The organism is Streptomyces sp. NPDC006384, assembly GCF_042870695.1.
In the GTDB taxonomy this organism is placed as follows: Bacteria; Actinomycetota; Actinomycetes; order Streptomycetales; family Streptomycetaceae; genus Streptomyces.
Genome location: NZ_JBIAHR010000003.1, coordinates 361,573 through 383,649, shown reverse-complemented (window position 1 = coordinate 383,649; position 22,077 = coordinate 361,573). Strand labels below are relative to the sequence as shown.

Annotated in this window: 20 protein-coding genes and 1 tRNA gene; 8 read left to right on the top strand and 13 right to left on the bottom strand. The window is 73.5% G+C overall.

Annotation, left to right across the window (positions count from 1 at the left end):
* Positions 1–91: 91 nt before the first annotated feature.
* Both rlmB and ACFYOJ_RS05920 read left to right on the top strand, forming a co-directional pair.
* Positions 92–1,030 carry a 23S rRNA (guanosine(2251)-2'-O)-methyltransferase RlmB gene (rlmB, locus tag ACFYOJ_RS05925; RefSeq protein ID WP_356553294.1) on the top strand — a complete coding sequence of 313 codons (939 nt, stop codon included), beginning with the start codon at positions 92–94 and terminating at the stop codon, positions 1,028–1,030.
* A gap of 137 nt (positions 1,031–1,167) precedes the next feature.
* Positions 1,168–2,928, top strand: a complete 1,761-nt coding sequence (locus ACFYOJ_RS05920) for a DoxX family protein (RefSeq protein ID WP_356553296.1) — start codon at positions 1,168–1,170, stop codon at positions 2,926–2,928.
* A 128-nt stretch (positions 2,929–3,056) separates the two neighbouring features.
* Here ACFYOJ_RS05920 and ACFYOJ_RS05915 read toward each other — a convergent pair whose 3' ends face one another.
* The 3 genes from ACFYOJ_RS05915 to msiK all read right to left on the bottom strand — a co-directional run bounded on the left by ACFYOJ_RS05915 (position 3,057) and on the right by msiK (position 5,712).
* The gene (locus ACFYOJ_RS05915) at positions 3,057–3,791 is read right to left on the bottom strand and encodes a nucleotidyltransferase family protein (protein ID WP_356553297.1); all 735 of its coding nucleotides are present in this window, start codon (positions 3,789–3,791) and stop codon (positions 3,057–3,059) included.
* A 75-nt stretch (positions 3,792–3,866) separates the two neighbouring features.
* Entirely contained in the window at positions 3,867–4,322 is a 456-nt protein-coding gene (locus tag ACFYOJ_RS05910; protein WP_356553538.1) for a hypothetical protein, read from the bottom strand.
* Between the two features lie 253 nt (positions 4,323–4,575).
* Positions 4,576–5,712: a diacetylchitobiose ABC transporter ATP-binding protein MsiK gene (gene msiK / locus ACFYOJ_RS05905; protein WP_356553299.1), complete on the bottom strand. Its 1,137-nt coding sequence runs from the start codon at positions 5,710–5,712 to the stop codon at positions 4,576–4,578.
* A 218-nt stretch (positions 5,713–5,930) separates the two neighbouring features.
* Between msiK and ACFYOJ_RS05900 the strand changes: the two genes are divergently transcribed.
* Positions 5,931–6,004 (top strand) — tRNA-Thr (locus ACFYOJ_RS05900).
* A gap of 67 nt (positions 6,005–6,071) precedes the next feature.
* Here ACFYOJ_RS05900 and ACFYOJ_RS05895 read toward each other — a convergent pair.
* The 7 genes from ACFYOJ_RS05895 to ACFYOJ_RS05865 form a co-directional block, all read right to left on the bottom strand.
* A complete protein-coding gene (locus ACFYOJ_RS05895) occupies positions 6,072–7,733 on the bottom strand; it encodes an alpha/beta hydrolase (RefSeq protein WP_356553300.1) in 1,662 nt (553 codons plus the stop codon).
* A gap of 93 nt (positions 7,734–7,826) precedes the next feature.
* Positions 7,827–8,669: an aminoglycoside phosphotransferase family protein gene (locus ACFYOJ_RS05890; RefSeq protein ID WP_388596217.1), complete on the bottom strand. Its 843-nt coding sequence runs from the start codon at positions 8,667–8,669 to the stop codon at positions 7,827–7,829.
* A gap of 101 nt (positions 8,670–8,770) precedes the next feature.
* The gene (locus tag ACFYOJ_RS05885; RefSeq protein WP_356553303.1) at positions 8,771–10,273 is read right to left on the bottom strand and encodes an MFS transporter; all 1,503 of its coding nucleotides are present in this window, start codon (positions 10,271–10,273) and stop codon (positions 8,771–8,773) included.
* A gap of 121 nt (positions 10,274–10,394) precedes the next feature.
* Positions 10,395–11,564 (bottom strand): FAD-dependent oxidoreductase, encoded by a 1,170-nt coding sequence (locus ACFYOJ_RS05880; RefSeq protein ID WP_356553305.1) that lies wholly within the window; start codon positions 11,562–11,564, stop codon positions 10,395–10,397.
* A 163-nt stretch (positions 11,565–11,727) separates the two neighbouring features.
* Positions 11,728–12,228 (bottom strand): hypothetical protein, encoded by a 501-nt coding sequence (locus ACFYOJ_RS05875; RefSeq protein ID WP_356553306.1) that lies wholly within the window; start codon positions 12,226–12,228, stop codon positions 11,728–11,730.
* A gap of 60 nt (positions 12,229–12,288) precedes the next feature.
* The gene (locus ACFYOJ_RS05870) at positions 12,289–13,698 is read right to left on the bottom strand and encodes a M1 family metallopeptidase (RefSeq protein ID WP_356553307.1); all 1,410 of its coding nucleotides are present in this window, start codon (positions 13,696–13,698) and stop codon (positions 12,289–12,291) included.
* 61 nt (positions 13,699–13,759) lie between these two features.
* Positions 13,760–14,329: a heme-binding protein gene (locus tag ACFYOJ_RS05865; protein WP_356553308.1), complete on the bottom strand. Its 570-nt coding sequence runs from the start codon at positions 14,327–14,329 to the stop codon at positions 13,760–13,762.
* Between the two features lie 252 nt (positions 14,330–14,581).
* Between ACFYOJ_RS05865 and ACFYOJ_RS05860 the strand changes: the two genes are divergently transcribed.
* Positions 14,582–15,823 carry a sensor histidine kinase gene (locus ACFYOJ_RS05860; RefSeq protein ID WP_356553310.1) on the top strand — a complete coding sequence of 414 codons (1,242 nt, stop codon included), beginning with the start codon at positions 14,582–14,584 and terminating at the stop codon, positions 15,821–15,823.
* A gap of 58 nt (positions 15,824–15,881) precedes the next feature.
* Positions 15,882–16,547, top strand: a complete 666-nt coding sequence (locus ACFYOJ_RS05855; RefSeq protein ID WP_356553312.1) for a response regulator transcription factor — start codon at positions 15,882–15,884, stop codon at positions 16,545–16,547.
* Positions 16,548–16,608: 61 nt separating this feature from the next.
* Here the strand turns inward: ACFYOJ_RS05855 and ACFYOJ_RS05850 are convergent, their stop codons facing one another.
* Positions 16,609–17,184 carry a TerD family protein gene (locus tag ACFYOJ_RS05850; protein WP_019326664.1) on the bottom strand — a complete coding sequence of 192 codons (576 nt, stop codon included), beginning with the start codon at positions 17,182–17,184 and terminating at the stop codon, positions 16,609–16,611.
* 158 nt (positions 17,185–17,342) lie between these two features.
* Here ACFYOJ_RS05850 and arfB point away from each other — a divergent pair, with 158 nt between their 5' ends.
* Positions 17,343–17,780, top strand: coding sequence for an alternative ribosome rescue aminoacyl-tRNA hydrolase ArfB (gene arfB / locus ACFYOJ_RS05845; RefSeq protein WP_356553314.1), 438 nt, complete (start codon positions 17,343–17,345; stop codon positions 17,778–17,780).
* Between the two features lie 23 nt (positions 17,781–17,803).
* Here the strand turns inward: arfB and ACFYOJ_RS05840 are convergent, their stop codons facing one another.
* Together ACFYOJ_RS05840 and ACFYOJ_RS05835 are read right to left on the bottom strand one after the other, a co-directional pair.
* Complete coding sequence (locus ACFYOJ_RS05840) at positions 17,804–18,298, bottom strand: GNAT family N-acetyltransferase (protein WP_356553316.1); 495 nt, start codon at positions 18,296–18,298, stop codon at positions 17,804–17,806.
* Positions 18,299–18,346: 48 nt separating this feature from the next.
* Positions 18,347–18,946: a flavin reductase family protein gene (locus ACFYOJ_RS05835; RefSeq protein ID WP_388596195.1), complete on the bottom strand. Its 600-nt coding sequence runs from the start codon at positions 18,944–18,946 to the stop codon at positions 18,347–18,349.
* A gap of 321 nt (positions 18,947–19,267) precedes the next feature.
* Between ACFYOJ_RS05835 and cdgB the strand changes: the two genes are divergently transcribed.
* Positions 19,268–20,929, top strand: a complete 1,662-nt coding sequence (cdgB, locus tag ACFYOJ_RS05830) for a diguanylate cyclase CdgB (protein WP_356553317.1) — start codon at positions 19,268–19,270, stop codon at positions 20,927–20,929.
* Positions 20,930–21,047: 118 nt separating this feature from the next.
* On the top strand, positions 21,048–22,025 hold the full coding sequence (locus ACFYOJ_RS05825) for a carbohydrate-binding protein (protein ID WP_356553318.1): 978 nt from the start codon (positions 21,048–21,050) through the stop codon (positions 22,023–22,025).
* The last annotated feature ends 52 nt before the right edge of the window (positions 22,026–22,077 follow it).

Here is a 22,077-nt window from a genome sequence, read left to right as displayed (position 1 = left end):
CGCCCGGCCCCCCGGGCGGCACACTGCATACGACGCAGCACACGGCGTGGCACACGCCGTGAAGCAGAAACAGAGCGGAGACAGGTAACTCATGGCCGCGAACAACCGCCGCATGTCCGGCAAGAAGGGCGCGCAGGTCGGCAGCGGCGGCAAGCGACGCCGGGGCCTGGAAGGCAAGGGGCCGACGCCTCCCGCCGAGATGCGCAAGGGGCACGCCAAGCAGCGCGCCGCCAACGCCAAGGCGCGCCGCGCCACGGGACGCACCCAGCAGCGGCGCGGCGGACGGTCGACGTCCGAGCTGGTCGTCGGCCGCAACCCCGTCTACGAGGCCCTGCGCGAGGGCGTGCCCGCCTCGACGCTCTACGTCCAGCAGTTCATCGACAACGACGAGCGGGTGCGCGAGGCGCTCCAGCTCGCCGCCGAGCGCGGCAACATCAACCTCATGGAGGCGCCGCGCCCCGAGCTGGACCGGATGACCAACGGGCTCAACCACCAGGGCCTCGTCCTCCAGGTCCCGCCGTACGAGTACGCGCACCCCGAGGACCTGGTAGCCGCCGCCCACGACGAGGGCGCCGACCCGCTGATCGTCGCCCTCGACGGCGTCACCGACCCGCGCAACCTCGGCGCCGTCGTCCGCTCCGTCTCCGCCTTCGGCGGCCACGGCGTCGTCGTGCCCGAGCGGCGCGCAGCTGGCATGACGGCGGGCGCCTGGAAGACGTCCGCCGGCACCGCCGCCCGCACCCCGGTGGCCCGCGCCACCAACCTCACGCGGGCGCTGGAGTCGTACCAGAAGGCCGGCCTCACCGTCGTGGGCCTCGCCGCCGACGGCGAGGCCGAGCTCGGTGACCTGGAGGCCCTGGACGGGCCCGTGGTCATCGTCGTCGGCAGCGAGGGCAAGGGGCTGTCCCGGCTCGTCGGGGAGACCTGCGACGTCCGGGTGCGGATCCCCATGCCCGGCGGCGCCGAGTCCCTCAACGCCGGTGTGGCGGCGGGCATCGTGCTCTACGAGGCGGCGCGCCGGCGCTCCTGAGCACCGGGCCGGGCGGGGGACGGGTGTTCGGCTCCGTCCCCCGCCCGGGCTGTTCCGGGCGGTCCTGGCAGGCTTGACGCGGTCCGGACAGATCCGGCGGGTCAAGGCAGTGTCCTAACGACACATCACTCGGTTAGATGAGTGTGGACACCAGAACACCCCGCACACCCACGGGGGACCGCTCGTCGGGATACGACGACGCTCCCGCGCTGAGCATGGTGAAGGTGCCGAGCGATCCGGCCCAGGTCATCGTCAACCACGCGAGTTTCCGCGTGCAGTTCGGTGCCTCCGCGCCGCGGACCCGGTCCCCGCGGATCGCACGGCACCTGAGCGCCACCCAGGACGCCGCGCGCATGCCCGCCGGCGCCGCGGTCCCCACGCCCGCCCGGCGCCGCGCCGTGGTCTGGAGCGGCCGTTCCGACCCGGACGACACCGGCGCCCACCGGCTGCTCCAGGCGGTGCGGGCCGGAGCCGGCCGCCACACCGAGGAACCGGCACCCGACGCCGGCGCCACCCAGGTCATCCCCCGCGTCGGCGCGAACGGCCCGGGCCACGGCACCCGCCCCGGCCACGACCCGTACGGCTACGACGACGGCCCGGACACCGAGACCCTGGAGACGCCCCTCGTCGGCGCCCAGCGCGGTCCCGCGCCCGAGGGCACCCGGCTGCTGCCCGCCATGCGCACCGTCGGCAGCGCCTACGACGAACCCGCCTACACCGGCGAGGACATCCGCCCGGCCTCCGGCGACCGGTACCCCGACGACCGGTACGGGGACGAGTACCAGGGCGACGACGCGGACCCGGAGCAGGGCTCACGACGCCACGGCGACGACCCCGCACGGCACGCCTACTACCCCGGCCGCCGCATGAACCTCGGCGTCGTGCTGCTGCCCCTGCGCGTCTTCCTCGGCTTCATCTCCGTCTACGCCGGCATGGGCAAGCTCTGCGACCCCGTCTACTTCGACGGCGGCGAACGCGGCTCCATGGTCAAGTGGCTCCACACCCTGCACCCCTGGGACGTCGCCGAACCGCTGCGCCAGTTCGCCCTCGCCCACCCCGTCGGCTCCGGCCTGGTCATCGCCTTCCTCCAGGTCCTCGTCGGCGTCCTGACCGTCCTGGGGTGCTGGCAGCGCGTCGCCGCCGTCGTCGGCGCGTCCCTGTCCGCCGCGCTGCTGGTCACCGTCAGCTGGAAGAGCGTCCCCGTCTACGACGCGCCCGACATCATCTACCTCGCCGCCTGGTCCCCGCTGATCATCGCCGGTGCCCCCGTCTACTCCGTCGACGGCCGCCTCGCCGGCGGTGCCTGGCGCCGCCTCGGCCCCCGCGCCGACATCTGGGACCTGCGCCGCTACGTGCTGCGCCGCGGCGCCCTCGTCACCTTCCTCGTCGCCGGGATCACCCTCCTCGTCGGCTCGCTGCTCGGCGGCGCCGTACGGGACGCCGACCGGGTGGTCGTCCCCGGCCCCGGCGAGGGCCCGCGCAACGAACTGCCCGGCTCCCCGCTCCCCCGGGACCCCGAGGAGCGGCAGCGGACGACACCGGAGGCCACCTCCTCGGCCCCCACGCAGGGCGCCACCTCCGGCAGCACGGCCACCCCCGGCGAGGCCGGGGCGACCACCCCGGGAGCGACCCGCGGCACCGGCACCACGCCCGGCGGCGCCCCCAGCCAGACCCAGGGCACCACGGGGCAGGCCCCGCCGCAGCGGACCTCGCCCGCCGGACAGGCGCCGAGCACCACCACCGGGCCGACCTCCGGCGGAGCCACCACCTCGGGCGGCACCGGCGGCTCCACCGGCTCCACCGGCACCGGGAGCGGCACCGGGAGCGGCGACACCGACGGCGGCTCCACCTCCACGGGCCAGCCCGGCGGCCGCCTGGTGGGCGGTCTTCTGGGGTAGCCCGGAGACCGCCCCGGCGGTACAGGCACGTACGGCGACGGGCCCGCACGGAAGATGTGCGGGCCCGTCGCCGTACGTGCACGACCGAGAGCCGGTGGCCGCCGGATCGGTGGCTGACGGATCGGTGGCTAACGGTTCAGCGCCGCCAGTTCCCGGGCCGCCTCCGTCAGGTCCTTGGCGGTGTCGATGGCCCGCCAGTAGGAGCCCTGGGGGATCGGGAAACCCGCCAGCCGGCGCTCACGGGCCAGCCGCGGGAACGTGGTCCGCTCGTGGTCGCCGCGCTCGGGGAGCATCGCGGCGAAGGCGGGCGAGAAGACGTAGACGCCCGCGTTGATCTCGAAGGTCGACGGCGGGGCCTCGATGAAGTCGGTGATGTGCCCGAAGCCGTCCGTCTGCACGGCGCCCCAGGGCAGCCGCGGACGGGCCAGGGCGAGCGTCGCGACGGCGTCCCGCTCGGCGTGGAAGTCGGCCATGTCGCGCAGCGAGAAACGGGTCCAGATGTCGCCGTTCGTGGCGTACCAGGGCCGGTCCGGGTGGGGGAGGCGGGCGGCGGCGTACTTCAGGCCGCCGCCGCGGCCGAGGGGCTCGGTCTCCACCACGGTGGTGACGGAGAGCGGCAGGTCGGCGGTCTCCAGCCACTTCTGCAGCACCTCGGCGAGGTGGCCGCAGGAGACCACGACGTCGGTCACGCCCTCCTCGGCGAGCCAGGTGAGCTGATGGCCGATGATCGGGGTTCCGGTGCCCGGGATCTCGACCATCGGCTTGGGCCGGTCGTCGGTGTACGGGCGCAGGCGGGAACCCTGGCCGCCGGCCAGGACGACGGCTTGAACGGGGCGGCGGGACGCGGCGTTCGGATCGGTCATGCCCCGAACTGTACGTGGCGCCTCGCCGGTGCCGGGGCGGGGCCGGGGCGGGGCCGACGAGGCGCGGCCCCGGGGTCAGCGGTGGGCGGCCAGGACGCCCGAGGCGAAGGCGGTGTCGCAGACGGGGCGTGCGTACGACTGGGCGCGCGTCGGGCCGTAGACCTTCACCGCGGCGCGGCCGAGGGCGCGGGCGATGGAGGCGCAGTGCTTCGCCAGCGACGGGCGGTCGTCGACGGCCTGCTGGAGGTGGGTGAGGGCGACGCCCGGGTCCTCCTCCTGCAGCTCGATCAGCAGCCGGTCGCGCAGCACCTCGTGCGGCGCGCGGGAGACGGCGGGCGAGGACGCCTTCGAGGAGGAGGCCTCCGACGCGGCGAGCACCGGGTCCGAGGGATTCCCCGACCAGTTGACCCGGGTGACCGCGAGGGTCCCGGAGAGCACCAGGACGACGGGCAGGACGAAGGCGAGGGAGCGGCCGATCCGGCGGGCGGGGCCCCGGCCGCGTCGCGTCTGCTGGGGAGCGGAGTGCTTCACGGAGTGCTTCACGCGAGCGAGGGTAGCGTCCGGTGATGATTTGGCGACATTTAGTCACCGGTTCGGGTGATGGGAAACCGTGGGAAAACGGGTAACGGGTTGACGCACACTGCTCGAAATGTCCGTCCTGCCGGGGTATTTGTCGACAACGCGAAGAGCCCCGCAGCAGGCTGCGGGGCTCTTCGCGTCAACACGGCTGAATTCACCCGGCCGTGTGGTTTTCCGGTGGGGCGTCTCCCAGCCGGAACGTTCCTCAGTCGGAGAGACGCTCGCCCGAGGAGGACGAGAACACGTGGAGCTCGCCCGGCCGCGGCACGACGTGCACGGTCGCGCCCTTCTCCGGCACCGCGCGGCTGCTGACGCGGACCACGAGGTCCTTCGTCCCGCCGCCGACCTCGACCGAGCCGTAGATGTAGCCGTCGGCGCCGGTCTCCTCGACGACGTTGACCGAGACCGCGAGGCCGGCCGGGGCGTCGGCGGAGTCCTTGGACAGGGACGAGGAGACGCCGCCGTTCAGCTCCACCACGTCGAAGTGCTCGGGGCGGACGCCGACGGTGACCGTGCGGTCGCCCTTGTCGGAGGCGGCCTTCAGGGCGTCCCGGCCGACCGGGACCACGCTGTTGCCGAACTTCACGCCGCCGTCGGTGATCGGCACCTCGACCAGGTTCATGGCGGGGGAGCCGATGAAGCCGGCGACGAAGAGGTTCGCGGGCTTGTCGTACATGTTGCGCGGGGAGTCGACCTGCTGGAGCAGACCGTCCTTGAGCACCGCCACGCGGTCGCCCATCGTCATGGCCTCGACCTGGTCGTGGGTGACGTACACGGTGGTGATGCCGAGGCGGCGCTGGAGCGAGGCGATCTGCGTACGCGTGGAGACGCGGAGCTTGGCGTCCAGGTTGGACAGCGGCTCGTCCATGAGGAAGACCTGCGGCTCGCGCACGATCGCGCGGCCCATCGCGACACGCTGGCGCTGACCACCGGAGAGCGCCTTCGGCTTGCGGTCCAGGTACTCGCTCAGGTCGAGGATCTTCGCGGCCTCCTCGACCTTCTTCCGGATCTCCGCCTTGTTGACGCCGGCGATCTTGAGCGCGAAGCCCATGTTGTCGGCGACCGTCATGTGCGGGTACAGCGCGTAGTTCTGGAACACCATGGCGATGTCCCGGTCCTTCGGCGGCAGGTGCGTGACGTCGCGGTCGCCGATGCGGATGGCGCCGCCGTTCACGTCCTCGAGCCCCGCGAGCATGCGGAGCGAGGTGGACTTGCCGCAGCCGGACGGGCCGACCAGGACGAGGAACTCGCCGTCCGCGATGTCGATGTCGAGACCGTCGACGGCGGGCTTGTCGGAACCCGGGTAAACGCGGGTCGCCTTGTCGAACTGGACTGTGGCCATGATGTATGGGCCCCCTTCTACCGGCAGGAACGTGCCGGACGATCCGTTGTAGGAAGGTGGTTGGTGTAGTCCACACGGGTGAACTGGGTCAGGACGGTACCTGCCGTTCACCTGTTCTGTCAGTACCTGCGGGGCTGTGAACTTCGACGGAATTTTCACGCCGCATCGTTCACCGGGTCTGTGTACAGTGGAGCCGCCCGCGCGCGCCGCCGCGCGACGCCTCCTTAGCTCAGCTGGTCAGAGCGCCGCTCTTGTAAAGCGAAGGTCGTCGGTTCGAATCCGACAGGGGGCTCGGGAACGAGAACGAAGGCCCGCCGTCCAGTGGACGGCGGGCCTTCGGACGTTCACGGGGGCGGGTGCTACTTGCCCTGCGGCGGGCTTTCCTGTTCGCAGACCGCGCCGGGCTCCGGGAGTTCCCCGTCGAGCAGGTACGCGTGGACCGCGCCGCGCACGCAGGGGTTGCCGGAGTCGAAGGCGCCGTGGCCCTCGCCCCGGTACGTGAGGACGCGGCCCACGCCCCTGCCGAGCCGCTCGGCCATGCGGGCGGCGCCCTCGTAGGGGGTGGCGGGGTCGCCGGTGTTGCCGACGAGCAGGACGGGCGGCGCGCCCGGCGCGCTCACCTCGGGATGCGGGGCCTCGCCGGGTACCGGCCAGCCGGTGCAGGCGAGCGTGGACCAGGCCAGGCCCGGCCCGAACAGCGGGGACGCCTCGAGGAACTCGGGCATCCCGCGCTCCACGTCGGCCACGGTGTAGCGGTCGCTGGAGTCGTCGCAGGTGATGGCCTTGAAGGCGTCGTTCGCGTTGCTTTCGTCGGTCTCGTCGTCGCTGCCGTCGTCGGTGTCGCCGCCGGTGCCGCGCTGGCCCAGCGTCTTCGCCAGCTCCTCCAGCACGTCGCCGTCGCCGTCGGTTAGCGCCTCCAGGCCCACCAGGAGCGCGGGCCAGAAGCGCTGGCTGTAGAGGGAGCCGATGACGGCGTCGAGAAGCTCGTCACCGTCGAGTTCGCCGCCGTCCGAGGTGGGCAGCGGGGTCTCGTCCAGAACCGTCTCGAACGCCAGGGCGGCCTCCACGACCGCCTCGGTGCTCTCGCCGAGCGCGCAGCGCTGCTCGACGCACCAGGACGCGAAGTGTTCGAAGGCGAGCTGGAAGCCCTCGGCCTGCCCGAGGGCCTCCTCCATCATGTCCCGGGTGGGGTCGACGACACCGTCCAGGACGGCGCGGCCGACACGCTCGGGGAACAGGTGGGCGTAGACGCCGCCGAGCTGGGTGCCGTAGGAGATGCCGAAGTAGTGGAGCTTCTCGTCGCCGAGGACGTGCCGCATCAGGTCCAGGTCGCGGGCGGCCTCGGTGGTGCCGACGTGGGGGAGGACGTCGCCGGAGTTCTTCTCGCAGGCGGCGGCCACCAGCCGGTTGAACTCGAGCAGGGCGTCGGTCTCGCCGCCGTCGTCGTCGGGGGTGTCGTCCAGCTCGGCCTCGGCCTTCTCGGCGGCCTCGGGGGCCAGGCAGCGCACGCCCCGGCTGTTGCCGACGCCGCGCGGGTCGAAGCTCACCAGGTCGTAGCGGGAGCGGAGTTCCTCGTAGTCGGCGGCGAAGGCGGGCAGCGCGGCGACCCCGGAGCCGCCCGGGCCGCCGAAGTTGAAGAACAGCGAGCCGAGCCGGTCGCCGGAGCCGCCGCTGGAGCGGGCCCGGATCAGTTCGATGCCGATCGTCTCTCCGGAGGGGTTCTTCCAGTCCAGCGGCGCGCGCAGGGTGGCGCACTGCCAGCGGGTGCCGTCCGGGAGCGGGGCGGGGGCCTCGCCGCCGCCCTGGGCGGGGGTCGGGGCGGGGCAGTCCCGCCAGTCGAGGGCCTGACGGCTCAGACGGCTGTCGTCGGGCAGGCCGGCCGCCGCGGTACCGCCGTCCCGGCCCCGGGCGGCGTCCCGGGCTGTGTCCCGGGCGGCCGGTGCGCAGGCCGTCAGGGAGGAGGAGAGGAGGGCGGCGGTGGACAGCAGGACAGCCGTGGATATCACTCGTGCTGAGGGCATGGCCTCAGGTTCTGGCGGGGTGCCCGGGGCCGCGCGGCACGGCGTCCATTCGGCGCAAGAGGACCGGCCCGCGCGGGGCGCGGGGGCGGCGGTTCAGGGCCTCCGCAGCAGCCGCCCGATCTCGCGTTGCGGGGGATCCAGCGGGTTGCCCTCCTCGGTGTTCCACAGGCAGTTCTGCAGGACGCGGCCGAGGGTCCAGGCGCGGGCCCGTTCCCGGTCCAGGCCGAGGACGTCGGTCATGGCGTCGAAGCGCCAGCGGGTCTCGGCCGGGTCGTAGCGGTTCCAGAGGGCCGGCAGCAGGTCGAAGCCCGGGTCGCCGGCCAGGGGCTTGGGGTCGATGGCGAGCCAGGGGGCGCGGTCGGCGGCGAGGACGTTCCCGTAGTGCAGGTCCCAGTGGAGCAGCCGGTCGCCGCAGTCGTCGGCGACCTCGTGGAGGGCGGCGGCGCAGTCGGCGACCAGGCGGCGGTCCTCGGGGTCGGGGACGCGTTGCAGGGCGCCCGGTGTCCGGTCGAGCATGGCGCGCGCGGTGTCGGCGAGGCGGCGCATGCCGGGGGGTGCGGGGGTCGCCGTGAGGTGGGCGAGCAGCCGGGCGAGGACGAGGAGGGCCTCGCGGGAGTCCTCGAGGTGGTCGAGGGTGCGGGTGGGGTCGAGGCGTTCCAGGAGCATGGTGCCGGTGGCCGGGTCGTGGTCGAGGAGGCGTACCGCTCCGTCGCCGTTCCACCGGCGCAGCGCGGCCGGTTCGCCCTCGGTCTCCTCGTCGGGGAGCTGCAGTTTGAGCACGGCCGGGGTGTCGTCCGCGCGCAGGACGGGCAGGACGAGGGCCGCCCGGCCGTGCATCGGGGGGCCGTCGGGACGCAGCCGCCACCGGTTCGTGAAGTCGGCCGCGAGGCCCGGGAGCGCGTCGACGAAGGCGCGTCCGGCGTCTTTGTTGTACATGGCCTGGGAGGCCGCGAAGGCGGCCGGTACGTCGATCACGAGTGGTGACGGTACCGGCGGGCGGCCGCCGGGGCAGGCGGTTCTCGTGCCGGGGCGAGGGATCAGGCCACCGGTTCGGGGACCGGCCGGTCGGCGGGGGCGCCGTGCTCGGGGGCCTTGGCGGTCACCATGACGGCGGCGACGAGGCCGGCCAGCAGCATGATGCCGGCGGCCATCCAGATGGCGACGGTGTAGCCGTGGACGATGCCCTCCCGGACGATCGCCTCCCGCCGGGCCGGGTCGGTGAGGTGGGCGCCGATCCAGGAGGCGCTGGTGCTGGTGGCGACGGTGTTGAGCAGTGCCGTGCCGATGGAGCCGCCCACCTGCTGCGAGGTGTTGACCGTCGCCGAGGTCACGCCGGAGTCCTGCGGGTCGACCCCGGCGGTGGAGGTGGAGAAGACCGGCATGAAGGTCAGGCCCATGCCGAGGCCCATCAGGATCAGCGCGGGCAGGATCTCGGAGGCGTACGAGGAGTGCACGGTCATCTGCGTGAGGATCACCATGCCGCCGGAGGCGAGGAGCATGCCGGGGACCATCAGCATGCGCGGGCCCACGCGGCGCAGCAGCCGGGCCGAGATCTGGGTGGAGCCGATGACGATGGAGGCGGTCATCGGCAGGAAGGCCAGGCCGGTCCTCACGGGGGAGTAGCCGAGGACGACCTGGAGGTAGTAGGTCATGAACAGGAACAGGCCGAACATGCCGATGACGGCCAGCATCATCGTCAGGAAGCAGCCGGCGCGGTTGCGGTCCCGGACGACGTGCAGCGGGAGCAGGGGGTGCGGGGTGCGGGCCTGCCACCACACGAAGACCGTGAGGAGCACGGCGCCCGCGGCGAACAGGGCCAGCACCGTCGGGTCGGTCCAGCCGAGGGGCTCCGCCTCGCTGAAGCCGTAGACGAGGGCGACGAGGCCGCCGCAGCCCAGGAACACGCCGGGGACGTCGAGGCGGGCGCCGGTGTGGACGGGGCTGTCCTGCAGCAGCGCGTAGGCGCCGGTCACGGCGACGACGGCGATGGGGATGTTGACGTACAGGCACCAGCGCCAGTTCAGGTACTCGGTGAGGACGCCGCCGACGAGGAAGCCGACGGCGGCGCCGCTGCCGGCCAGCGTGCCGTAGATGCCGAAGGCCTTGCCGCGTTCCCTCGGGTCGGTGAACGTCGTCGTCAGCAGGGACAGCGCGGACGGGGCGAGGACGGCGGCGAAGACGCCCTGGAGGGCGCGGGCGCCGAAGAGCATCGCCGGTGTGGTGGCGGCGCCGCCGATCGCGGAGACGGCGGCGAAGCCGATCAGCCCGATGACGAAGGTGCGTCTGCGTCCCACCAGGTCCGCGATGCGGCCGCCGAGCAGCAGCAGCCCGCCGAAGGCGAGGGTGTACGAGGTGATCACCCACTGGCGGTTGCCGTCGGTCATGCCCAGGTCGCGCTGGGCGGAGGGCAGCGCGATGTTCACGATGGTCGCGTCGAGGACGACCATCAGCTGGGCCAGGGCGATCACCATCAGTCCCCACCAGCGGCGGGGGTCGGCGTCCGCGGTGGCGGATCCCTCACCGGTCCGGGTGGCACTCATTGCGCCAGAACACCACGGTTCGGGACGTGTCGCATTCTTTTCCGGCCGCTCCCGGGGCCGTTGTGCCGCGGACACGGTCCCCCGGACCGCGCCGGCCGTGGCCGCGGTGCGGGCACCTCGTTCAGCGGCCCCGGACCCGGGTGAGGCCGAGGTCCTTGCGGCCGAGGGCGAGGGAGACGGCGGACAGGGCGCTGTTGAAGGAGACCTCGCACAGCAGCCCGGGGGCGGCGACCTGGTCGCCGGCGAGGTAGACCCCGTCGCCGCGGTCGACGGCGGGGCGGTCGCGCCAGGTGGTGCCGGGCGGGTCCACGGCGCCGGTACGGCCGTTGGCGAGGGCCTCGCGGCGCCAGGTCAGCCGCTCCCGCCAGCCGGGGAAGCCGAGGTCGAGCAACTCCTCCGCACGGGTGGTGCCGTCGGCCTTGGTCTCGTCGGGGGCGACCGGGATCTGTCCCTGGATCAGCTGTTCACCCGCCGGTGCGAGGGTGCGGTCCGGCGCGGTGAACCGCTCGATCCAGCCCGGGGCGTCCAGGTCGGAGACGATGAAGGCGTCGCCGCGCCGGGACCGCAGGGCCAGGTCGATCAGGGTGGTGCGCCCGCTGGGCCAGGTCAGCGCCGGGTCGTCCAGCAGCCGCCGGGCGGCGTCCAGGGAGGTGGCGACGACGACCGGGGTGTCGGTGGGGAGGGTGTCGACCCGGGACAGGGTCTCGATGCGGACGCCGAGGTTCCACGCCCGGGCGGCCATCCGGTCGATGACGCCGGCCCAGCCGCCGCGCGGGTAGTGGGCCCCGGGCGGCAGCTTGGTGGCCCGGCGCAGGCGCTCCTGCACGAAGGCCGCGGACAGTGAACCGGGGTCGTGGTGGAAGAGGACGACGGCGCTGTAGTGGGCGGCGGCGCGCGCTCCCTCCTCGCCCACGACGCCGGTCGCCCAGGTGAGGAAGTCGGTGTCGACGGGGGCGGGCCCCACGCCCCGGCGCAGCAGTCTGAGCATGGCGAGGGGCGGGGTGCGGCGCAGCGCGCCCCGGTGGCGCAGCCGCAGCCGGGCCGCCACCAGGGGCCGGAGGGGAGCGAGCGGGCCGATCAGGCCGCGCTGTTCGAGCCACGCCCAGTGCGGGCCGTCGTTGTAGAGGGCGTGCGGGCCGTCGTTGGTGCGGTAGGGGCCGTCGGCCGTGCGGGCCCGTCCGCCGAGCGTGTGGTGGGCCTCGTGGACGGTGACCTCGGCGCCCGCCTCGGCGGCGGTGATGGCGGCGGTCAGTCCGGCGAAGCCGCCGCCGATGACGGTGATGCGATGCATGGCTGGGGGTCTCCCTCGGGTCGGGGTCGCCTGGGGCGATGCCTTCTGGGAGTACGACGGACAGGGGGTGCCGCATGTGACATGCGGCCGGGGAGAGGGGTGCGCGGGGAGGAGGCGGGGAGGCGGGGCGGGGAGGCGGTGCGGCGGAGCCGGCGTCCGGTGTTCAGGAGACGCGGGGGAAGCGGGCCTGGAGCGTCCAGATCGCCGGGTTGTCCGCCAGGTCCTCGTGCATGTCGGTGAGGTCGGCGATCAGGTCGTGCAGGAAGTCCCGGGCCTCGCGGCGCAGTTCGGTGTGGGAGAAGGACAGTGGGGGCTCGGACGCGGGCATCCACTCCGCCTCGATGTCGACCCAGCCGAAGCGGCGCTCGAAGAGCAGGCGGTCGCTGGACTCGGTGAAGTCCAGCTCCGCCCGCTGCGGCCGGGCGGCCCGGGAGCCCGCCGGGTCCCGGTCGATGTGCTCCACGATGTCGCACAGCGCCCAGGCGAAGTCGAGCACCGGCACCCACCCCCAGGCTGTGGACAGCTCCCGGTCCGCCTCGGTGTCGGCGAGGTACACGTCCCCGCAGAACAGGTCGTGCCGCAGCGCGTGGACGTCCGCGCGGCGGTAGTCCGTCTGCGGCGGGTCGGGGAAGCGGGTGGAGAGGGCGTAGCCGATGTCGAGCACGCAGGTGATGGTGTCATGGCGTCGCCCCGGGCGCCGCGCCGCAGGCCGCCCGCCGGTCCCTCACGGGCTGTCCGGGCGGCCGTCGCCGTGCAGCCAGTCCTTCCAGATGCCGGTGAAGTCCTCGTCCGGCGCCGACCTCTCCACGTACGCCGTGAAGTCGTCCGTGTCCGCGTTGCCGTGGCGGTGGGCGGCGGACCAGCCGCGCAACAGGTCCCGGAAGGCGTCGTCGCCGACCGCCCGGCGGATCTTGTGCAGGACCATCGCGCCGCGCTGGTAGACGGGGCTCGCGGAGATGTGCGCCGCGTCGGGCGGGGTGGCGGGCGGGAAGGCCCAGACCGAGTCGTTCGCGTCCGCGTCGTCGTAGTAGGTCCCGGCGTAGAGCGCGTCGAAGGTCTCCTGTGCGCTGTCGCCGCCGTGGTCCTCCGCCCACAGCCACTCGGCGTAGGTGGCGAAGCCCTCGTTGAGCCACATGTCGCGCCAGGTCTTCGGGGTGACGGAGTTCCCGTACCACTGGTGGGCGAGTTCGTGGACGAGCAGGACGGTGTCGGGGGCGCCGGGGAAGTAGGGCCGGTTCTGGGTCTCCAGGGCGTAGCCGGCGTCCTCGACGCGGTCGACGATCGCGCCGGTGGAGGAGAAGGGGTACGGGCCGAAGTTCTCCTCGGCCCACTCCATCACCTCGGGGATCCGCCCCAGGACCTCCCGGCTCGCCGCGGCCTGCCGCGGGTCGACGGCCGTGTACACCGGCAGGCCGTCGCCGGTGGCGGCGCGGCCGGTCTCCCACTCGCCGACGGCGACCGTGGCGACGTGGCTCGCCATCGGCTCGGCGACGTGCCAGGTGAACGTCGTACGGCCGCCGCGGGTGGTCTCGCCCGTCAGCTCGCCGTTGGAGACGGCGCCGAGCCCTTTTGGCACGGTCACCGCGAGGTCGTACGTCGCCTTGTCGGAGGGGTGGTGGCTGCCCGGGAACCAGGCCATCGAGCCCGTCGGCTGGCCGAGCCCGACCGCGCCGTCGGCGGTGGGCAGCCAGCCCTCCTGCGAACCGTCGGGGTCGGTGATCGTCACCGGGCGGCCGGAGTAGCGGACGGTGACGCGGAAGGTCTCCCCGTCGTCCAGCTCGTCCGCCGGGCGGACCGTCAGCTCCTGGCCGGCCCGGTGGAAGCGGGCGTCCCGGCCCTCGACGGTGACGCTCCCGACGTCCAGGCCCTTGAGGTCGAGATGGAACGCGGACAGGTCGCGCGTCGCGCGGGCGGTGATCACCGCGGTGCCGGTGAGGCGCCCGGCGCCGGGGTCGTAGGCCAGCTTCAGGTCGTAGTGGCCCACGTCGTAGCCGCCGTTGCCGGCCTTCGGGAAGTACGGGTCGCGCGCGCCCGAGGCGCCGGGGGTGCCGTCGACACCGCCGCCGTCGTCGCACGCCGTGAGGGCGGCGAGGACGGCGGCGGTCACGAGCAGACGCGGACGGCTGGTGCGCACATCGTGATCCTAGGGGGCGTTTCACGTGAAACACCCGCCCGGACCGGCCTTCGGGCGACCGCTAGCGCAGCGCCTCCGCACCGGCCTGCGCGTACTTCTCGTCCAGCGTGCCGGAGGGGGCGCCCGCGACGCCGATGCCGGCGATCGGGGCCTTGCCGGCGGTGACGGGGACGCCGCCGCCCAGGAACAGCGTGCCCGGGATGTCCTTCAGGTTCGGGGCGTTCTCGAGGCGCTTCTCCAGCTCGGTGGTCGTGGCGTTCCAGGAGACGGCGGTGAACGCCTTCTTCACGGCCGACTCGTAGGACTGCGGACCGGCACCGTCGCCGCGCATGGTGAGGAGGGTGTTGCCGTTGCGGTCGACGACGGCGACGGTGATCCGCTGGCCGTCCTTCGCGGCGGCCTTCAGCGTGGCCCGGGCGGCCTCGGTCGCGGCGTCGATCGTCAGGTGCGTGGAGGTGAAGGTGTCGCCCTTGCCGGCCGTGGTGGCGGGAACGGCGGCCGGCGCGGCCTCCGGGGCGGTCTGCGGCGCCGAGGCGTTGGCGGCCACCGTGCCGAAGGTGCCGGCGGCGACGGCGGCGAGAACGGCACCGCCGGTGGCGATACGGGCGCGCCGGGACAGGGTCTTCTTCATGGTCGGTCTGCTCCTCGGGGTCGGGGCGGACGGTCCGCGTCGAGCCCCTCGGGGGCCGCTTCCGTCCTCTGCCCTCCACCCTCCGCCCCGCCTCCGGGGGTCGCCGTCGTCGTTCCGGCTGCTCATCGGTGGCGCATCGGACGACGACGGGGTCGTCCGATCGGCTGACCCGCGGACCGTCCGGGCAGGTCACCATGGGGGAGGCACGGTTCGGCGTGATGGCACGCGACGGTGGGAAGGAGGTGCCCGCGGATGGTGAAACCGTACGACCCGGACACCCGGTGGCTCGGTGCCGTCATGCACGCGGCGTTCTTCCTGCTGCTCGGCGGCGCCCTCGCCCGTTTCCTGCTGCGCCACCCCGGTGAGCCCCGCACGCCCTGGATCATCGCCCTGTCCGTCGTCCTGGCCGTGCTGCAGCTGCTGGGGCCCGCCCTGAGCGGACCGGCGGCGGCGCGGTCCGCGCGGTGGCGCCCGGTCTGGCTGGGCGCGGTGGTCGCCGTGTGGATGGTGCTGGTCGTCCTCGCGCCCAGCTTCTCCTGGTGCGCGGTACCCCTCTTCTACACGGGCCTGCGCACCCTGCCGCCCCGGGCCGCGCTCGTGCTGGTGGGTGTCCTGGCGGTGTTCGTCGTCGCGGCGCAGCTCCGGCTGGCCGGCGGCTTCGACCCGAACCTGCTGCTCGCGCCGCCCGCCGTCGCCGCCATCGCCGCGGCCGTGTTCCTGCACACCGAACGGCAGGCGGCCCGGCAGCGCGCCCTGATCGACGACCTGATCCGCACCCGCCGCGACCTCGCCGCCGCCGAACGCCGCGAGGGCACCCTCGCCGAACGCCAGCGGCTGTCCATGGAGATCCACGACACCCTCGCGCAGGGCCTGTCCAGCCAGCGGATGCTGCTCCAGGCCGCCGAGCGGGTCTGGGACGTGGACCCGGGCAAGGCCCGCGCCCACGTCCGGGGCGCCGCGTCCGTCGCCGAGCACAATCTCGCCGAGGCCCGCCGCTTCGTCCACGACCTCGCCCCGGCCGACCTCGCCCGTGGCGGCGGCCTGGTGGCGGCGCTGCACGCCCTGGCCGAACGGGAGTCCGGCGACCGGCTCACCGTGCGGGTCCACGTGGACGACGGCGGCCGGGCTCCGCGGCTGCCCGACCGCGTGGAGTCGGCCCTGCTGCGGATCGCCCAGGGCGCTCTGGCCAACGTCCGGGAACACGCGGGCGCGTCCACCGCCGCGTTCACCCTCACCCTCCTCGACGACCAGGCCGTCCTGGACGTCACCGACGACGGTCACGGCTTCGACCCGGCCGCGCCGTCCGGCGACCCGTCCGGGGTGCGCGGGCACGGCCTGCCCGCTATGCGCGCCCGGCTGCGCGCCCTGGGCGGCACGCTGACCGTGGAGTCGGCGCCCGGCGAGGGGACCGTCGTCTCCGCCGCCGTCCCCCTCGACGCGCCCCGCGCCGACCCGTCCCGCACCGGCCCGCCCGGACCGCCGGACGCACGATGACCGACCAGACCGACCAGACCGACCAGACCGACCGGACCGGCCCGCTGGAGGCACCCCGATGACCGACCCGTCCGCCCCCGCCCCCGGCACCGCCCCGGCCCCCGTCCGCATCCTCGTCTGCGACGACCACGTCGTCGTACGCGCCGGGCTGCTGGCGCTGCTCGACAGCGCTCCCGGCATCGAGGTGGTCGGCGAGGCCGGCACCGGGGAGGAGGCGCTGGCCCTCGCCGCACGGCTGGCACCGGACGTGGTGCTGATGGACCTTCAGCTCGGCGAGGGCCTCGACGGCATCGAGACCACGCGCCGCCTCACCGCCCCCGGCGGACCCTCCCCGCACGTCCTGGTGCTCACCACGTACGACACCGACGCCGACATCACCCGCGCCATCGAGGCCGGCGCGACCGGCTACCTGCTGAAGGCCGAACGCCCCGAGGAACTCTTCGCCGCCGTCCACGCCGCCGCGCAGGGCCGTACGGCGCTGTCCGCGCCGGTCGCCGGCCGGGTCATGGCCGGCATGCGCAGCCCGCGCCCCTCCCTGACGGGCCGTGAACGCGACATCCTGGCCCAGCTCGCCACCGGCCTCGGCAACCGGGAGATCGCCCGGGCCCTGTTCATCAGCGAGGCCACGGTGAAGACGCATCTGCGCCGCATCTACGACAAGCTCGGCGTCGACACCCGCGCGGGCGCGGTCGCGGTGGCGAAGGAGCAGCGCCTGCTGCCGTGACGCCGAAGGCTCCCCGGCACAGGGCCGGGGAGCCTTCGTACGGTCAGGTGGCGGGAGAACGTCAGACGTTCACGCCGAAGTCCTGGGCGATGCCGACCAGGCCCGAGGCGTAGCCCTGGCCGACGGCGCGGAACTTCCACTCGGCGCCGTTGCGGTAGAGCTCGCCGAAGACCATGGCGGTCTCGGTGGCCGCGTCCTCGGACAGGTCGTAGCGGGCGATCTCGGCGCCGCCGGCCTGGTTGACGATGCGGATGTAGGCGTTGCGGACCTGGCCGAAGTTCTGCGAGCGGTTCTCCGCGTCGTAGATCGAGACCGGGAAGACGATCTTGTCGATGTCGGCCGGGAGGGCGGCCAGGTTGACGTTGATCGCCTCGTCGTCGCCGGCGCCCTCACCGGTGCGGTTGTCACCGGTGTGGACGATCGTGTTGTCCGGGGTCTGCTTGTTGTTGAAGAACACGAAGTGGGCGTCGGAGTAGACCTTGCCCTGCGTGTTGACCGCGATCGCGGAGGCGTCGAGGTCGAAGTCGGTGCCGGTGGTGGTGCGGACGTCCCAGCCGAGGCCCACGGTGACTTCGGTCAGGCCCGGAGCCTCCTTGGTGAGCGAGACGTTGCCACCCTTGGACAGGCTTACAGCCATTGTTGGGAGTCCCTTCCCTCGTGTACGTACGGCAAGAAAGCTACAGCTACCCCCATGAACGACGAGCGGGGTACGCAAGGTTCCAGCTCTCTTTACTTTCTTTACCGAATTCGGGACCGAGGATAATCGGGTGACGTGGTCCGTCCGGGGACGGGAACATGGACGGCATGTCCGGTCCTCATGTCATCCGCGGTTCCGTCCCGCTTCCCGAGGCTGAGCTCGTCTGGCGTTTCTCGCGGTCCTCGGGGCCCGGCGGTCAGCACGTCAACACCACGGACACGGCGGTGGAGCTCCGCTTCGACCTGGCGCGCACCGAGGCGCTGCCCGAGGTGTGGAAGCGGCGGGCGCTGGAGCGGCTGGCCGGGCGGCTGAGCGACGGGGTCGTCACCGTGCGCGCCTCCGAGCACCGCTCCCAGTGGCGCAACCGCGAGACCGCCGCCGTGCGCCTCGCTGCGCTGCTCGCCGAGGCCACCGCGCCGCCGCCCAAGCCGCGCAGGCCCACCCGTGTACCGCGCGGCATCAACGAGCGCCGGCTGCGGGAGAAGAAGCAGCGCGCGGAGACCAAGCGGGGACGCTCCGCGCGGGACTGGGGCTGACCGGCCCGGGGTCCGGGGCGCGTTCAGTCCAGGGGCAGTACGCCCACCGTCTCCCCCTCGGCCTTCTCGCCGTTCGGACGGAAGCCGAGGCGCAGGTAGAAGTCCTCGGGGCCGTGCTCCCCCGGGTGCCAGGTGACGAAGTACTCCCTGCCGCCGCGGCGGCGGATCTCGGCGGCCACCGACTCCACGGCGAAGCGGCCGTAGCCCCGGCCCTGCTCGCCTGCGGCGATGTTCAGGCGCCACAGGCCGGAGCGCAGCGCGCTGCCGTCGCCGTACCAGTCGATGTCGAAGAAGCCCATGAGGAAGCCGACGGGACGGTCGCCGTCGACGATCAGGCGGGGCCAGGCCTCGGCGGGGTGGACGTAGGCCTCGGCGAGGGACTTCACCACCGGGGAGACGGCGAACTCCTGCTCGGGGCGCACGCGTACGGCGAGGGCGGCCTCGATGTTCGCGGAGGTGATCTCTTCCAGGCGGAGCGCGGTGCGGGTCTCCGGGCGGAGCGCGGTGCGGGGCGTCATGCGCGCACCCTGGGCGGGCGCCCGCACGCCGGACGAGTGGGTTTCCGCTCAGTCCAGGTGCCGGTACCGTCCCCGGAAGTACGTCAGCGGGCCGTCGTCGGTGTTCGGCGCGGTGGCGGTCAGGACGCGGCCGATGACCAGGGTGTGGTCCCCGGCCGGGACGCGCTGTTCGGTGCGGCACTCCAGGGTGGCCAGGGCGCCGCCCACCAGCGGTGCCCCGGAGACCTCGCCCCGCCGGTGGGGGACGTCCGCGAAGAGGAGCCGGTCGCTGACGCGGCCCTTCATCGCGAAGCGGCCCGCGATGTGCCGCTGGCTCCCGGACAGGACGGAGACCGCCCACACGGGCTGCTCGTCGAGCAGGTCGTCCATGCGGGACCCCTCGCGCAGGCCGATGAGGACCAGCGGCGGGTCCAGGGAGACGGACATGAAGGCCGTGGCCGTCATCCCGACGTCCTCGCCGCGCGGGGCCCCGGGGTCGTCGGGGTCGAGCGGCGGCTCCTGCGCGGTCACCAGGACCACGCCCGAGGCCAGCCGGGACATGGCGGCGCGGAACTCGTCGTTGCTCACCCCCTCAGCATGCCCAAAGGCCGGTGACGGCAGCGGGTGCGCGGGGCGCGCGGGGAACGTGAGCGGAGGAGTGTTCGACACACGGCCACGCTAATCACCGGGGCGCGGACCCGGCATCGGTCCCCGGTCCGAACCGGGACCGCACCGGGTCCTAGGACCTCCGGGCCGGGCCGGGAAGCCGTGCGCATCCCTATAAACACTGCGCCCGGTGAACGCACGCGGAAAACGCCGAATCGGCACGCAATTGCTCACCTTTCCCTGTGACTTGAGTCACAAGAGATGCTTATTGTTGACCCTGTGTACCGAGTGGGCAGCGCGCTGTGATTCAGTGGCGGGGGTTGGTAGGACGATACGCCGAAGAGAACCCTTGATTCGCTGCGAGGTCTCGGGGGGAGGGCGAGCATGGAGACCGAGTCGGAGCCCTACGTCCGTCTTGCGTCCCTGCGGCAGCTGCACCAGGTCATGGCCGAGATGAACAAGGCCCGCAGCCTGGCGGACACCCTGCAGGCCGTCGCCGACGGCGTCGTCCAGGCCCTCGGGTACGAGCTGGCGTGCGTCAACCTGGTCCGCCCCGACGGCGATCTCGTCGTCGCCGCCTTCTCCGGCAGCCAGGCCGCCGAGGCCCTGATCACCGGCCGGGCCGGTTCCCGCGAGTCCTGGGACCGCCGCCTGAACATGGGCGAACGGTGGGGCGATCTGATCTTCATACCCCACACCGAGGGCTGGATCCTCGACGACGACGACGTCCCGCAGTGGTACACCGACGGGCCCGCGCCCCGCTTCGAGGACGAGTGGCACCCCTCGGACCGGCTCTTCGCCCCGATGTACGCGCCCGGCCCGCAGCGCGGCGACACCAGCGGCGAGCTGATCGGCGTCCTGTCCGTGGACCGCCCGCGCAACGGCCGCCGCCCCGGCGCCTGGGGCCGCGAGGCCCTGCAGATGTACGCCTTCCAGGCCGCCATCGCCATCAGCAACGCCCGCCTCCGCTCCAACATGCAGCGCGCCCTGGTCCGCCTCGAGCGTGACCAGCAGGCCCTCAGGGCCAGCGAGGAGAGCTTCCGGCAGGCCTTCGAGTACGCCCCCTCCGGCATGGCCATCGCCGAGATGGGCGGCGACCAGCACGGCCGCATCCTGCGCACCAACGACGCCCTGTGCCGGCTGCTGGGCCGCCCCGCCTCCGCGATGCGCCGCTACGCCTTCTCCGACCTCGTCCACCCCGAGGACATCGGCACCCTGCTGCGCACCTCCGCCGAGGGCGGCCGGGCCGAGCTGCGCCTGCGCCGGCGCGACGGCACGTACCTCTGGGTGTCCCTGCGCAACAGCGTCGTCGCCGACGCCGCCGACGGGCCCCGCTTCCTGCTCACCCACGTCGAGGACATAGAGGAACGCAAGCGCCGGGAGCTCCAGCTCGCCCACCGCGCCTCCCACGACGCCCTCACCGGTCTGCCGAACTCCGCCGAGCTGCGGGCCCGGCTCGCCGCCCGGCTGTGCCGGCGCCCGCAGTCCCCGCACCCGACCGTCGTCGACGCGATGGACGCCGCCTACGGGCACCCCGTCACCGACTCCGGGGGCCACACCTTCGGCCTCGGTCCCGGCACCGACCCGTACGGGGCCCACGACCACCACGTGCACACCGTCGCCCCCGGCGACGGCCGTGACGACGGCACCAAGGGGCTCGCGGTCCTCTTCTGCGACCTGGACGGCTTCAAGTCGATCAACGACCGGTTCGGGCACAACGCGGGCGACGCCGTCCTCATCGAGGTCGCCCGCCGGCTCGGCGGCGGGGTCCGTGACGGCGACACGGTGGCCCGGCTCGGCGGCGACGAGTTCGTGATCCTCGCCGACGGACTCGGCCGCGCCGACGCCGAGGACCTCGCCGTACGGCTGCGCAACGAGATCATCCAGCCGATCCGCGCCGAGGGGCGGGCCGTCCGCGTCGGCGCCAGCTTCGGCATCGGCTGGGCCCACTGCGGCATGACCGCCGACGAGGTGCTGAAGTCCGCGGACGAGCGGATGTACGTAGAGAAACGATCTCGTCCCAAACAGCATCGCCGGGCGGGATGAGCCCCAGGTCAGCGCGCTGGTGCGGTCCGGGTCACCCGTTCGGGGCATGGGGAGCAGGTAGGCTCGCCCTCTCACCATCTGTACCGCAACGCACCGCACCTGGTTAGGAGACCTAGGGATGACGCCCGGCAACAACGGCGCGAGCACGCCCGAGGACGACGACCCGTTCGGCTATCTGTACGCCGACGGTCAGGCCAACGGAGCCCAGCCGCCGTCCGGTGGCTACGGTTACCCGAATTCCGTCAACCGGGTGCGTCCCGTCGGTACACGGCAGTACGGGGCGCCGCAGGGCCATGGCGCCCCGGCCGGCGCGTACGGCCAGGCCGCACCGCAGCAGCCGGGCGCCTACGGACCGCAGCAGGGCGCCTACGGCGGTCCGAACGCGCACTACGCCGCGCCGGAGACCTTCCCCGGTGGCGCCCCGTCCGCCCCGCCGCAGCAGGGGCGGGGCGCCGGCGGCGGACGCCGGGGCCCCAACACCAAGGGCCTGCTGATCGCCGCGGTCGCCGTGGTCGCGGCGGTCGTCGTCGGCATCACCCTGGCGATGACCAGCAGCGGCGACAAGGAGGAGGGCGGCAACGAGGCGGGCGGCGACACCGCACCCACCCAGTCCGCGACCACCGACCCGAGCCCGACGGCGAGCAGCAGCGCCGAGGAAGAGGTGAAGCTGCCGTCGGCCGAGGCGGGCGCGCTGCAGCTGTCGCCCGGCGTGACGACGGCCTCCGACGTCGAGGGCGCCCAGTCGGCGGGCGGTCTCTACGTGGCCAACCTCAACCAGCCCGGCGCCTCGGTCACCTGGACCGTCAACGGCATCCCCGAGGACGGCGCCTACACCCTCTTCGCCCGCTACAGCGCGGCCGGCGAGGACCAGTCGATGACGCTCACGGTCAACGGCAAGCCGTTCGGCAGCAAGATGAACCTGAGCAACTTCGCGCGCGCCGAGGACGGCGACTTCGCCAAGGGCTGGACCAAGACCTACGCCTGGCCCACGCTGAACAAGGGCACCAACACGATCTCGCTGTCCTGCGCGGACGGCGACAAGTGCAACATCCTGCTCGACCAGTTCTCCCTGAAGAAGGGCCAGGTCACGGACTGACGGGCCAGGTCACGGACCGACGGGCCGGGGCACGGACCGACGGGACAGGTGT